The sequence below is a fragment of the Colwellia sp. MEBiC06753 genome (genome assembly GCF_053470325.1).
Map to the genome: position 1 here is coordinate 38041 of NZ_JBQMTM010000017.1, position 14482 is coordinate 52522.

The following is a 14482-nucleotide window of genomic DNA, read 5'->3' on the forward strand; positions in this document are numbered from 1 at the left end:
GGTTTGAGCTACCTACTTGAAATAGGTAGCTCTTAGTGGGCTAATCTTCATCGTCACCTTGATATTCATCGTTATTTGGATTTAGTTGATTGGCATGGTTATCCAAACTATCCCAATAAGCGTCATTATTTGGGTTTAGACTATCGCTTCTATCATCGTTGCTGGTTCTACTCATTTGTTTCTCCTTGGTTATGAGTTAATATCTGCGGTGATGATTTCACGGAATTGATTTGAAAAAAGGGACATTTGGTTGAAATATGCGAAATAAAGGTTTTCAAACAGGTTTGCTGTTTAATCACTTACCTGAAATAGTATTTTTTGCAACAAACCTATTTTCATCGGATACCGATTTATTGGTAAAGATGAGTAGAAAAATCAAAAAAGATGAGAGTATTACTCGCGATCATCAATTCTTTAGAAAAGCTGCAAATAACGAGCTCTCCCCCGAAGAATTGGCAAATTACTTTTTGCCAGAAAATTCAGCATTTGCTGAACGCTTTAATATCTTAACTGAGCATGATTTTGATGTAAGCTGCATTGGTGCCTGGTTTATCTTATTAAGCCAAGTTAACGGATTTAGGTTAAGTCTTAATTCTGATGATAAGGAGTTATCAAATTACTTGGCATTTATAGAAGGGCTTTGCCTTGTGGAATACCAGTTCATTAAAGCGCATAAAGGTAACAACGATTTTGGAGAGGTAAATGAATTTCTGACATCTTGGCTAAAATGTAGTGCTTTTGAGTCTTTAGAGCCCAAACAAGAAACCAAAGCTAAATATCTGATTTGTTTGGTTATGCATTGGGCTGCACTTTTTGAAAAACTGCTAGAAATTGAGTACCAAGACGCAGAAGAAGGATATAAATCTATTCTGGTAAACTCATTGCCCAAGATCAGGAGCAAAAAGAACACTTCCTACTTCAATTTAACGACTGAGGAGTTTATCACTCAAATTAAGTCTAACCTCTTTGATACATCATCATTGAATGGTAAAACCAAATGGATAGACTTCTACCGAGAGATTGCAAGAAAGCAATTAACCGATTCCAAGGTATCACCAAAGCCTTTGAAAAGTGATGATCAGAGGCTATTGGATCCTGAAACGTCTGCCATTAAAAAACAAATATCCAGATGGTTTGATGGTAGTCGAATTTCAATTGACCATGTGAAAAAGTACTTCCTGATACTGAAACAGCCATATGATCCAGGACAACATGATTTTTCTTTATGGGCAATTGAGTTTATTAATGTATTTACCTACATTCAGCATCAATTACTGACCAGTGGAGTACCTGCAGAATTAATTGTGCAGGAGTTTTCAAGGTATGAAGAATTTAAAAAGCTCGTCGATATTCGGTATAAAAAGTTTTGTTCATCGGGTTTTTGTCTCTCTAAATGACACAGAAACAATACTCGCTAGTTAGTCGACAGTGGCGATAAGTTTAGCGGCTTTTCAATACCATCAACCAATAGATGATTGACGTTTAACATTAAATATTATTCAAATTCTTGCCAATGATTATTGAAATTTTTCGTTCTCGTGAATACATGTAAACATTAATTTCCGCATAAAAAAAATTAAGACATATAACTTTTAGTTATATGTCTTAATTATGCAAATCCGTTTTATCTCTACGCAAAATAAATGATTCATTACGCAAAACGTATACAAAAATACGCAAGCAAATTTTCGTCGGTAGATTCTCCCGTTTTTTAAAAGTAAATGTTTTATCCATTTGATTTATTTCGTGAAATAAAATGGGTAGAGTTGCAACAAACTCGTGATCAAGCGAGTTGAATTGTTACAATTAACCTCTAGTAGGGATCCTGTTTTGAAAAAGTACCTTGATGTAATTGATAATGTCCAAAACTCGTCTGTCAGCACGAATAAACAAAAAAATAAACACAGTGTTATTCGTAACAGCGACACATCACCAGAAGATATTGTCTTACAGCAAATGAAAGACATTAAATTGGCCGATATAAGTGATAGGCTGATTGATTTTCGCGAACTAAATACAATCCATGGGTTGAGTCGAACGACGGTTTGGCGACTAGAATCTGAAGGCTTACACCCTAAACGACGTGTGCTTGGACGAAATAGTGTCAGATGGCTGCTCAGCGAAGTACAAGAATTTATTCAATCGCTTTAACGGGAGGGTAGAGACATGACTTTCATCATTATTGAGCCGGTATATGCGAACGAAAGCGATGGCTTTATTAAATTACCTAATACCTATTGTGAGATGTTTTGCCTTGTTAATTTTAATGGACGAGAGCAGCAAGTACTTCACGCCATTATGCGTAAAACGTTGGGTTTTAATAAATTAATGGACTGGTTGGCCAATACGCAACTCGCAGAAATGACGGGTATCGACGCCAATAGCATTTCTAAAATTAAGCGACAGTTGCTTAAACGTCGCATTATTAAACAGGAAGGCCGTAAAGTCGGCCTCAATCCAGCCCTACATGAATGGTGTGATAAAGCACTCAATCCCGTCAGCGTTGCATTGCTGTCAAAATTAACCCGGGTCAAATCTGACCCAGTACTTGGGCAAACTGACCCGCATCAAGGGGCAGATTTGACAGAGGAGGGGGGTAAAACTGCCCCCTACAATAGACAAGCTAAACACACTTCAAAAACAAAAGTAAAAAACAATAAGGATGTCGAAATATCTAACCTAGTGCTACCTGATTTTCTGACAAACACGTTGTGGCAGCAGTTTGTTGAACATCGAAAGCAAATGAAGTCGCCCCTTACTGAGCATGCACAGCAGTTAGCCATTAATAAGTTAATCGCATTACATCAACAGGGCCAGTCGATAGAAGCGGTGATTAACCAGTCGATATTAAATGGTTATAAAGGCTTGTTTGAGGTGAGTGCGCCCAAGCAAGCTAGTCAAGGCAAAGCACTAAGCTTTGCTGAACAGCGCAACCAACATAACAAAGCGATCTTTACTGAAATATTGTCAGAGAGGGAGGTAAGTTATGCTGAATAGTGAGCAATCCGCCTTCTTTTCAACGTTACTGCCGGTGTTTGAGATCTACAAGATGGAAGCATCTAAGCCGGTAGTCAAATTGTGGTGGCAGTTATTGGAAAAGTTTAGCTTAGCAGATGTACAACAAGCGTTTTTGGCATTTATGTCAGATGGTCACCAAGGGAGTTACATGCTAACGCCTGCCGCGATTATTGGCAAAATCTCGGCTCAGCAAGCCCCTGAGGTTGAGGCAGCTTGGCAAAGTGTGTGCGCTGCGATGCGTCATAGTGCACGTGGTCAAGCAATACGCTTTGAAGATGAAACGATCCATCATGTGATTAAAGCGATGGGCGGCTGGCGTGTGATACGAGAATGTACGGCAGATAAGCTGATTTTTCAGCAACGGGAATTTAGTTCGAAGTATCTCCAGCTAGTCTGTCAAGACAATGGCCCAGTGCCACAAATCGGCGGAAACTCTAGTTTTTACGGTGAGCCGTTAATCATTAAGCATCAGGCTGCTAAAAGTTTATCGCCTGTTAGCACTGAGAACACTACGTTTAATACAATGTTGGAGGTGGGGAAATGAAAATCATCCATTGTCAGCTCTCTAATGCCATCATTGATCAGTATTTAGCGGAAAAAACACCATTGCGTCTAAAAGATGGCACCCCACGATTTTATGCGCAGCTTCATGGAGATGGCCTACATGCTAGCTTCTATCTGGTGCAAAAATTCAGTGGTCGTCCAGTATGGGAGCTACTTGGTCAATATCCATCGATGTCAGTAAGCCAAGCTCGAAAAGCCTTGGTGATCGCGCAGCAACGCCTTTATCAGCAATATGCTATCGGTCATTATCTGCAGGCACCATTTACCGGCCAAACGCTCACTCAAGCGCTACTGCACTGGGCATTAGCGAGAGGGCAGGCCAGTCAGCAGTTAAAGCCAGCCAGTAAGCGCAACTTACAAACGCAAGTCACGGGACAGTTATTACCTCGCCTCGGCGAGGTGCCCGTCGGACAGCTGGATCGCTTAGTCATTGATACGCAGTTAATGCAGCCGTTATTAGCCCAATTTAAGGCCAGCACCGTCAGTAGTATATTTCAGACACTGAAATGGTGTTTTTCCCAGGCCATGCATGCGGGCATGCTCCATCATAACCCCGTGGCTACCTTGCGCTTTCGTGATTATGTCGCGAAAGCCATTGCGCCGCGCCAAGGGCGATTAACCGTTGTGCAGCTGCCGATGGTCTTTGACCAGCTGAGCAAAGCCAAGCCAACGCAGCGACTGTTGGGATTACTTTTACTACTTTTCGGCACCCGAGTGGGTGAAACCATTAAAGCCAAATGGTCTGCGTTTGACTTCAAGGCACGAGTGTGGCGCATTCCAGGAAGTGACACTAAAACTGGCCAGCCTCATCAGCTGCCGTTAACGTCAGAGGCAATAACCCTTTTGCAGCAACATCGTTTGGCGTTATCACATCGCCATAAGCGCGGCGAGTATGTCTTTCCTAAACAGCGCGATATCAGACAGTGCCAAACGGCGCAAGCGGGATCACAGCAGATAGGGAAAGTCGCCCAAGGGCAGTGGAGCGCCCATGATTTACGCAAACTGTGTCGCACTAGTTGGACGGAGCTAGGCGTAGATCACCTCATCGGTGAGCTGCTACTTAACCACCAACCAAGTCAATTGGATAAAGCCTATATTCAAACGCTGGCAAAGGCTCAATGCCGTGAGGCGATCACGGGTTGGCATCAGTATTTAATGGATAATGGGTTCGCGGCATTTTTATCGGGCAGATCGGCGCAAGATCGGCTTTCTTTCGCCGGTTAATTTCTTATCAGTATTCATTAAGTTATCAAAATTTAAGCAACCTTAACTAAAGAGGTTAGCTTTTTTTACCACCTACAAGGAGATTAACCACATCGCGTGCTGCAGCTTCAGGCTGTCCGGCAGGGATCTGTACGTCTCAACATCCTTGGGTTGCACAAATAAAAAAGTAAAAATTTGCGCAGTTGTATTGTGCGAATTTAATTCGGAATAATAAAAATGATAGGAAAAACATGTGAATAAGTATATTTCCACATTGAAAGACTCAATTAATCGTCATCGTTTATGCACAATGGCGTTGGAGCCACACTATTGCGAATCATTACTCTCGCTTGGGTCGTTACAAGAAGACGAATTATCTAGGTTAGGTATCGGTAAAATTAGCATTCGACCGATGCCGCAACCAGGATTGACGACAGTAAAAAAAGGTCGGTTGATTAATCAACGTACTGGTAGAGTCATTAAATATCCGGTTTATCGCTTTGATGGGATCTCTTTTTATCGAAAAAGCGAAGGCTATTACAAAGCGGGCTATCGCGAGATGGGTAATCGTACGGTCTATTTACATCGTTATGTGTGGGAGAAATATTGTGGTGCGATCCCTGAAGGACATGATATTCATCATATCAACCATGATAAAGCGGACAACCGCCTTGAAAACTTACAATGTCTCCCATCGGCAATACATGCCAGCAGGCATGGTAAAGCGCGGATGATTAAAGGCAGTAAACAAGTTGTAGCCCATATGGAAATGATGCAAAAAAAAGCGAGCGAATGGCATGGTTCGGAAGCCGGGAACGTCTGGCACCGTGAGCAAGGTACAAAGTCGTGGCAGGGACAAGAAAAGCATACTTTTGAATGCAATCATTGTGGTAAATCTTATGAGACTTACCCAGGATCCCGTAAAAAAGGGTTTTGCTCGTCTTCTTGTCAGGGCATGGCGCGAAAGCTGCGTGGCGTTGATGATGTGACACGTCGCTGCGTCATTTGTGAGGAAACATTCGAGACCAACAAATACCAGAATACCCTAACCTGCAGCAAAGCTTGCTCAATTGAAAAACGCACGCGTACACGAAAAGCCAATGCCTTGGCAAAGCAAGCACAAGTTTTATTAGTTCACGATAAGCAACCTAAGGAGTAAGAACATGGCAGCATTGAGTTTATTTACTTTGAATTTGTTTTGTACTTTCTTGATGTTTAACTTATTTTTCACTCAACTTCGTTGGTATATATCGCCGGGTGGGGATTTAACTTTTGATCTGTATTTACTGTGGTGCTGCGGGCTTATACTTCTGCAGCTATGGGGGTTTTATCGCACCAATAAAGTAGTATTCGAGTTGCTTGGACTCACCTCCCATCAATCGACTTAAACCGTTTGAACCAAGGTTTAATTGACACACCGTTTTATGTAAATCACTGATGTAAACTATAGTGATAAAGCGGTGTGTTTAATTAGAGGGTTAACATGGAAGTCTTGTTTTCAATCATCATAGATATTTTATTGATTATCAAGGATATTCTATTTTTGCTGGTAGTTGGTTACCTCGTGGTAAGGCTATGGAATGGCTTTTGGCATTGGTTAATACCGGGTGATTAATTATCAAATTGACAAGGAGCGTTTATGAACATCGGTGGTTACCCAGCTTGGGAAGTGATAGAGGCTTGCGTGATTATCCTTTGGCACCTGATTAAATGGAGTGTCATTATAGGGTTTGTCATTTGGGCTGGCGTGATCTTATTGTATCTCGTCGTTTTTATTGCGGGTCTTTATATTTTAAACGCGGTGCTTTGCGCTAAGTAGTTTTATTAGGATTTTTGCATAATCCTGTAAAAAAATACCACGCTTTTAAGGTTATGTCGTTAATTGGCTTTCTTACTTGCGATTAAACAATGGACTGCTATGATGTAATCAAAATGATTTAAACAGTTCATCATAAAGCGTCATGCCTGAGCCTAATAATAAAAATAAAGAAAATTTGAGTTTTTCACAAAAGCAGCGTTTAGCGTATATCGACTTCTTACTGATGTTTCGCGGGTATTTTAGTCGAAACGATTTAACCACAAAGTTTGAAATGGGCATGGCCAATGCCACACGTGATATCTCGCTATACAAAGAGCTCGCGCGTACAAACCTCACCTTTGATAATGTCGATAAAAGCTACTACCAAACCAAAGACTTCAAACCGCTGTTTACCCATGATGCCCGTAAAACGTTAGTAAAACTAGCGAATGATATCAGTGATGGCTTTGATGCGATTGGTGATATCAACTTTCCGGTCGAGGCCCCCAGTCAGCTTAATGTTCCAGATATTTTCATTGTTGCCAAAATAGTCCAGGCAATATTAAATGAGCAAGCAGTGAGTATCATTTATACCTCGTTATCGAGTGGCTCTGCGGCACGAGAAATTGTGCCACATGCCATTGTTGATAATGGCCTGCGTTGGCATGTCAGGGCGTTTGATCGCAAGAGCAACAGCTTTAGGGATTTTGTGTTAACACGCATTAGCAAGGTCACCATTAAACCTAAAGTGCCCGAGCAATTTGAATTGAAAATCGAAGATCATCAATGGAATCGTATGATGCCATTGCAGTTAGTGCCTCACCCCAATAATGTTCAGTTTTCGACGGCCATTGAGCTTGATTATGGTATGCAAAAAGGGATCTTAGATTTAAATGTCCGGGCGGCACTCGCCGGGTATTTGTTAAGACGGTGGAATGTCGATTGCACTGAAGATGCGTCAATGTCTGGTGGTGAGTATCAGTTATGGCTGCGTAATCGTCAGACCCTTTATGGCGCTGAAAATTTAGCGATCGCACCGGGTTACTAGGAAAGCGAATGACCGTTCAATTTTCTGAAACGATTGTCTACCAAGGAAAAGAGCGCTCGTTAGAGTCGTGTCCGCTTGAAGATTATTACACCTTAGCAAACAAACCTCGTCCATTTATCTCCCGTATGACGGCATTGTGGCGAGGGTACGTAGGTACCTGGGAAATTATTGACGATAGGCTTTATCTTATCAACATTAATACGACCATTGGTGGTGGCAATCAACAAATTACCTTGAACGATATTTTTCCTGGTTATCCAGAGAGAGTATTTGCTCATTGGTTTACCGGTAAATTGTATTTACCTGATGGGCAAATGGGAGCTTATCAAGTCGTGGGTTTTAGAGTATGTGAGCCAGAGCGAGAAATTATTATTGATATGAAAAAAGGTGTCGTGGTAAAGACATCGATACAGCCAAACATACGGTATGTACCTCAATGAATTATTTCATCATATATGTCGTCATTGGTGTTCTCTATACGCTTTTAAGCTTATGGTATTTTGGCAGTGATAAGCGCTCACGCGGCTTGCCTAAGCTCGATAAGGATAAGTACTTATCTGAGCAGCTAGCGGAATGGTTATTTATGCTAGTGGTTTGGGCCGTTTTATCTTTATTTTGGCCGATAGTGCTCACTGTCCATATAAAACATGCGTTGTTTCCAGTTAAAGAGCCTGAGCCATTTTCTGTTAAAAAAGCAGATTTAATTGAGCAACTGACCATTGAACAGATTGAGCAAGATGAGATGGTCTTTGACCCTTTGGGCGCAGTGCCGAATGTGCCTTTTGGTTTTTTGAATGGAGCATGGATTGATTTTATTTCTAAAAAGGATAAGGACTCTACTATTTGGTCATTTAGAGCAGTTGATAAAACTAGCATTAGCAGTGAAATAAAGAAAGGTTTCGCATTGGTTAGTGCTCAAGGAGAAATCTTACATGTATTGAAGTGTGAAACTTTTTATACAAATCAATAAACATCAATGCAGAATCATTTGGATTATCTTAATATAAAACACATAAAAAACATGATGTTAATTATCTGTTAATAAAAGGAAGTAAAATGACCTCTCAAAAGTACTCTGTAAACCAACACCTAATAGAAACTGTATTAAGCTGGGTAAAGTCTGGTGAAATAGCTATCCCCGAAATACAGCGCCCCTTCGTCTGGGAATCTTCCAAAGTTAGAGATTTAATGGATAGTCTGTATCAAGGCTTTCCAGTCGGATATGTTATTGCTTGGAGAAACCCAAACGTTAAATTAAAGGATGGTACGCTAGCTGAAGGGAAAAAAATCCTCATTGACGGACAGCAACGAATTACAGCTCTTAGAGCGGCTATCGCTGGTGAACAAGTTATTAATCAGCATTATCAGCAAGTAAAAATTAAAATTGCCTTCCAACCATTGTTAGAGCGCTTTGAAGTTGTGAACTCTGCAATTTTAAAAGATAAATCTTGGATACAAGATATATCGCCCGTAATTAATGGCGATATTAAAAGTCATAAGGTGGCTAAAGAATACTTGGCTGCCAATCCTGACGCTGATGAAGATACTATCTATGAAAGACTGGATAGGTTGTGTGACATCACGAAAAAGCAAATTGGCTTAATTGAACTAGCTCCAGAGCTTGATATTGAAACTGTTACTGAAATATTCATTCGCATTAATTCAAAAGGCGTTGTTCTAAGTCAGGCAGATTTTGCTATGTCGAAGATCGCAGCGAATGAAGACTTCAACGGAAACCTTTTAAGAAAAGCAATTGATTACTTTTGTCATCTAGCAATAGCACCAGCATTTTATCAGCACATTGAAGCTAATGATCTTAATTTTATAGAGACTGACTTTTTCCAGAAAATGAAGTGGCTAAAAGATGAGAACGATGATCTTTATGACCCAAGCTACTCAGATATGCTAAGAGTTGCTTTTACCTCTAATTTTAATAGAGGGAAATTATCAGATTTAGTTGGTTTACTTTCAGGCCGTAACTTTGAATTACGCACCTATGAAAAAGAAATTGAAAAGCAATCTTTTGACAAGTTAGGTGTTGGTATTCAGGAGTTTATGAACGAAACCAGCTTCAAACGTTTTCTAATGATAATTCGCTCCACAGGCTTTATTGATAAGTCTATGATCCGCTCTCGAAATGCACTTAATTTTGCATATATTCTTTATTTAAAGTTAAAACGCGATCTTGGGAATAACCCTAGTATTGAAGGCTGGGTTAGACGTTGGTTTGTTATGTCACTACTAACGGGGCGCTATTCTGGTTCTCCTGAATCAATGTTTGACCGTGATATCAAGTCAATAAATGAACGTCCATTTGAAGAGGTTCTCAACAGCGTTGAATTAGCTGAGCTATCAGATGTTTTTTGGGATGTGCGTTTGGTACAGAACCTTACTACAAGTTCAGCCAATTCGGTTGCATTCAAAGTCTACCTTGCTGCGCAAGTGAACAATGCGGAAAAAGGGTTCTTATCTAAAGAGATAACAGTAAGAGACATGATCATGAAACATGGTGATATCCACCATGTGTTTCCTAGGAACTTTTTAAAGAAAAACGGTTTTACGCTAGGTAAATATAACCAAGTTGCAAACTTTGTTTACCTGCAACAAGAAATCAACATCAAAATTGGCGACAAAAAACCTGCTGATTATATATCAGAGGTCATGGAGCAAGCCGAAACTGGCGAGTTAAAATACGGAGCCATAAATAGTTCAGAAGATCTGAGAAGCAACCTAGAAGTGAATTGTTTGCCGACTGACCTAGCACTTTATGAATTAGATAGGTATGAAGACTTCCTTCAAGAGCGAAGAGTTAAGATGGCTCGTAAAATAAAAGCTTATTACAAAGGACTGTAAATCAAAATGAAAATAATCGATAACATCAATAGCCTATTAGGTGATGATTTAAAAGAGACTGTTCAATCTGGCGATAAGCTAAGAATAGCCGCTTCATGCTTCTCCATTTATGCTTATGAAGCGCTGAAAGATGAATTAGCAGATATTGATGAATTGGAGTTTATTTTCACTTCCCCTACATTTGTACCAAGTAATGTAACCGACAAACTAAAGAAAGAACGTCGGGAATTTTTTATCCCACAAGATAAAAGTAATAAAGGCGAAACAAGTCTTTACGGCACCGAATTTGAGATCCAACTTAGAAACAAGCTTAATCAAAAAGCCATAGCAAAAGAGTGTGCGAATTGGATTCGAAAAAAAGCCACATTTAAATCCAATACCACCAGTGCTCCCATGCAACAATTTGCGGTTGTCGAAGGTGAACAACAGCACGCCGCTTACATGCCTATAAATGGATTCACAGCGGTAGATTTGGGCTATCAAAAAGGTAATGCAGTATCTAACTTTGTGCATAAAGTTGATGACAATATGATGTCACAACAATACGTTCAATTATTCGAACAGATATGGAAGGACGACAACAAAGTTAAAGAAGTCACATCTTCAATCGTTGAGCATATTGAATCTATTTATCAAGAAAACTCGCCAGAGAAAGTTTACTTCTTAATGCTTTACAACATTTTCTTTGAATTCCTTGATGACTTAAATGAAGACGTACTCCCTAATGACCGAACTGGATACCAAGACACGCTTATCTGGAATAAACTGTTTAACTATCAAAAAGACGCAGCAACTGGGCTAATTAACAAATTAGAACAGTACAACGGCTGTATTTTGGCGGACTCTGTAGGTTTAGGTAAAACCTTTACTGCTCTAGCGGTGATGAAATACTACGAGCTACGAAATCGCTCTGTCTTACTCCTATGCCCCAAAAAGCTGGCTGATAACTGGCTAAACTACAACCGAAATTTAAAGACCAACATCTTTGCAAAAGACCGCTTTAACTATGATGTGCTTTGCCACACCGATTTGGATAGAACAAGCGGTGAGTCTTTTGGTACACCGCTTAATCGAATTAACTGGGGAAATTACGATTTAGTCGTTATCGATGAATCGCATAATTTCAGAAACGACAATCCGGTTAAAGATCGCGAAACTCGCTACCAAAAATTAATGAATAAGGTGATCAGGGCTGGTGTAAAAACAAAGGTTTTAATGCTTTCAGCAACACCTGTAAATAACCGCTTCACGGATTTAAAAAACCAGCTAGCCCTAGCTTACGAAGGAAACCAGGAAGAGTTAACCGAGAAATTACGTACTACAAAATCGATAGATACTATTTTTAAAAATGCGCAGCGTGCCTTTAATGATTGGTCTAAGTTAGAGCCTGAGCAAAGAACACCAGCGGCAATTTTAAATGCGTTAGAATTTGATTTCTTTGAGTTGCTAGATGCCGTCACCATTGCAAGATCACGCAAGCACATTCAAACGTTCTACGATACAAGTGATATCGGCAAGTTTCCAACGCGCCGAAAACCACTATCTCATCAGTGCCCTTTGACACACAAACCAGGAGTTATTTCCCTTAACGAGATATTCGCTCAATTGAAACTGTTAAAACTTTCCGTCTATGCACCTGTTAGCTACATACTACCGAGCCGACTCAAAAAGTATGAAGACTTGTATGACACGGAAGTAGGTGGCGGTAAAGGTAAGCTGCGTCAAGTAGACAGGGAAAAAAGCTTAGTTGCACTAATGACAACTAACTTGCTGAAACGACTAGAAAGCTCCGTCGAGGCATTTAGGTTAACCCTTCAAAGCTTGCATGATAATCATGCAAATACGCTTAAAATGATCCAAGCGTTCTACGATAATAATGGTGTGACAGAGGTAGATGATTTTGCGGGGGCACTAGCAGCGGTAGATTCAGAAGATGATGATTTACCAACATTTCAAGAAATGGAAATTGGCGGAAAAGTTAAGATCCAGCTTATGGATATGGACTTACCCTCATGGCAGCAAGATTTAAGTGGCGACCTTGAAATCATTTCTGCGCTATTGGAAGAAATGAAAACGATAACGCCTGAGCAAGATGCTAAACTTCAGCACCTAAAACAGCATGTACTCGACAAAATCGACAACCCAATTAATCCCGATAATAGAAAAGTTATCATATTCACCGCGTTTGCAGATACCGCTGAGTATTTATATCGTAACCTCGCCAATGATATTTTGGCATTAAAAGGTTTGCATACGGCAAGAGTTACTGGGCAAGGTAATCCAAAAACAACGGTTAAAACGGGTAAAAAAGGCTATGACTTACAAGAGTGCCTAACGTTATTCTCTCCCAAGTCAAAAGAAAAACACCTAGTGTTGCCCAATGAACCAGCTGAGATAGATCTTCTAATCGCTACGGACTGTATCTCAGAAGGTCAAAACTTACAGGATTGTGATTACTTAATAAATTACGACATTCACTGGAACCCTGTACGAATAATTCAACGCTTTGGTCGTGTAGATCGTATCGGTTCACCGAATGAATCAATTCAACTCGCTAACTACTGGCCTGATATTTCGTTAGATGAATACATTAATTTAAAAGAACGTGTTGAAAGCCGCATGACAATTGTGGATGTTACCGCCACTGGAGATGACAACGTTCTGAGTGCAAAAGCAAACGATGTAAGTTACCGCAAAGAGCAACTAAAACGTCTTCAAGAAGAAGTAATCGAGCTGGAAGATGTAAAAACGGGTATATCGATCACCGATCTTGGCCTAAACGAATTCAGAATGGACTTACTCAACTACGTTAAGGAGCAAGGAGAGCCAAAAGGCATTCCAAATGGTATGCACGCCGTTGTGCCTAGTGATGAATCACTGGGCTTAAAACCAGGGGTTATTTTTACATTACGAAACGTCAATGAAAGCGTGAATATTGATCAGAAAAATCGATTACATCCTTATTATCTCATTTATATTAGTGAGTATGGTGAAGTCATAGCGAACCACTCTGAAGTCAAACGCCTGCTCGACCTAGTGCGTACATCTTGTAAAGGTATATCAGAGCCAGTTGCTGCTGTTTGCAAGATATTCAATGAACAAACCAACGACGGCAAAGAAATGGAAAAGTATTCTGAGCTACTATCCAATGCTATTCACTCAATGATTGCGGTTAAAGAAGAGCAAGATATTGATAGTTTATTTAGTAGTGGGGAAACCTCTGCCCTAGTTAATACAATTCAAGGGCTAGATGACTTTGAGTTAATCAACTTTTTAGTGATTCAAAAGGAGTGTTGATGGATCAACTAACCACAAATTCCAAAAAAGGATTTTTTAAGTACCCTGACAGCACACGGGTACATCGAAACTTACCTAAAACGAAGTTGTACGAGCAAGCAAACGCTGACTCTAAGCTAAAAGAAATGTTCGTCACCCAAGTAGAGCAAATTATTTGGGCGCAAAAATTATCGACGCAAACATTAAATATAGAAGCTCATAAAGACGTTACAGAAGTACAAGTCTTTGAAATTAAGTTAAAAGGTGAACTGCTTAACACAGAGGTGCTTCTGGCTATCGACAAAGCCATACCTCATCCAATTGTTTTTGAAGTTAAAACTACTACCAAAAAGCAATATGTTACAGCTTGCTATAAAACCATCGGAGTCAATGGTGGTGTGAGCTTATCAGAATATTATCAATCTGAGCTTTCACTTGGTGAAGAAAATTTCGCCCGCTTAGAATTACCTGTAGCATTGAATATCAAAGGCTTATACGAACAGATATTGGCTTCATTGCTCCCTTATGACCTAAGAGAAAATGAATCGTTTACTCAGCTCATCAATCGGTTAGATGAGATAAAAAGCTTAGAAAAAAAACACCAACAGGTTAATAGAAAACTCAGCAATGAAAAACAGTTTAAGAACAAAGTCACTATCAACGCTGATTTAAAAAAAATTAAACAGCAGTTAAAACAGTTAACTGCTTAAACAAATATTAAA

Annotated in this window: 14 protein-coding genes; 13 read left to right on the forward strand and 1 reads right to left on the reverse strand. The window is 39.9% G+C overall.

Features of this window, described 5'->3' with window-relative positions:
- Positions 1-40: 40 nt before the first annotated feature.
- Positions 41-175, reverse strand: coding sequence for a hypothetical protein (locus ACOB82_RS13615; protein ID WP_448213519.1), 135 nt, complete (start codon positions 173-175; stop codon positions 41-43).
- A gap of 82 nt (positions 176-257) precedes the next feature.
- Between ACOB82_RS13615 and ACOB82_RS13620 the strand changes: the two genes are divergently transcribed.
- From ACOB82_RS13620 to ACOB82_RS13680, 13 genes are all read left to right on the forward strand, one after another.
- Positions 258-1397, forward strand: a complete 1140-nt coding sequence (locus ACOB82_RS13620; protein ID WP_448213520.1) for a hypothetical protein — start codon at positions 258-260, stop codon at positions 1395-1397.
- 433 nt (positions 1398-1830) lie between these two features.
- Entirely contained in the window at positions 1831-2151 is a 321-nt protein-coding gene (locus ACOB82_RS13625) for a helix-turn-helix transcriptional regulator (RefSeq protein WP_448213521.1), read from the forward strand.
- A 15-nt stretch (positions 2152-2166) separates the two neighbouring features.
- Complete coding sequence (locus ACOB82_RS13630) at positions 2167-2997, forward strand: replication protein (RefSeq protein ID WP_448213522.1); 831 nt, start codon at positions 2167-2169, stop codon at positions 2995-2997.
- A complete protein-coding gene (locus ACOB82_RS13635; RefSeq protein WP_448213523.1) occupies positions 2987-3562 on the forward strand; it encodes a DUF6475 domain-containing protein in 576 nt (191 codons plus the stop codon). Before ACOB82_RS13630 ends, ACOB82_RS13635 begins: the two co-directional genes overlap by 11 nt.
- The gene (locus tag ACOB82_RS13640) at positions 3559-4806 is read left to right on the forward strand and encodes a tyrosine-type recombinase/integrase (protein WP_448213524.1); all 1248 of its coding nucleotides are present in this window, start codon (positions 3559-3561) and stop codon (positions 4804-4806) included. Before ACOB82_RS13635 ends, ACOB82_RS13640 begins: the two co-directional genes overlap by 4 nt.
- Positions 4807-5038: 232 nt before the next feature.
- Entirely contained in the window at positions 5039-5944 is a 906-nt protein-coding gene (locus ACOB82_RS13645) for an HNH endonuclease signature motif containing protein (RefSeq protein WP_448213525.1), read from the forward strand.
- 480 nt (positions 5945-6424) lie between these two features.
- A complete protein-coding gene (locus ACOB82_RS13650) occupies positions 6425-6604 on the forward strand; it encodes a hypothetical protein (RefSeq protein ID WP_448213526.1) in 180 nt (59 codons plus the stop codon).
- Positions 6605-6746: 142 nt separating this feature from the next.
- The gene (locus ACOB82_RS13655; RefSeq protein WP_448213527.1) at positions 6747-7631 is read left to right on the forward strand and encodes a WYL domain-containing protein; all 885 of its coding nucleotides are present in this window, start codon (positions 6747-6749) and stop codon (positions 7629-7631) included.
- Between the two features lie 8 nt (positions 7632-7639).
- Positions 7640-8071 (forward strand): hypothetical protein, encoded by a 432-nt coding sequence (locus ACOB82_RS13660; RefSeq protein ID WP_448213528.1) that lies wholly within the window; start codon positions 7640-7642, stop codon positions 8069-8071.
- Positions 8068-8601: a hypothetical protein gene (locus ACOB82_RS13665; protein ID WP_448213529.1), complete on the forward strand. Its 534-nt coding sequence runs from the start codon at positions 8068-8070 to the stop codon at positions 8599-8601. Before ACOB82_RS13660 ends, ACOB82_RS13665 begins: the two co-directional genes overlap by 4 nt.
- An 86-nt stretch (positions 8602-8687) precedes the next feature.
- Positions 8688-10484, forward strand: coding sequence for a GmrSD restriction endonuclease domain-containing protein (locus tag ACOB82_RS13670; RefSeq protein ID WP_448213530.1), 1797 nt, complete (start codon positions 8688-8690; stop codon positions 10482-10484).
- Between the two features lie 6 nt (positions 10485-10490).
- Entirely contained in the window at positions 10491-13781 is a 3291-nt protein-coding gene (locus ACOB82_RS13675; RefSeq protein ID WP_448213531.1) for a helicase-related protein, read from the forward strand.
- Complete coding sequence (locus ACOB82_RS13680) at positions 13781-14470, forward strand: DUF4391 domain-containing protein (protein ID WP_448213532.1); 690 nt, start codon at positions 13781-13783, stop codon at positions 14468-14470. Before ACOB82_RS13675 ends, ACOB82_RS13680 begins: the two co-directional genes overlap by 1 nt.
- Positions 14471-14482 lie beyond the last annotated feature (12 nt).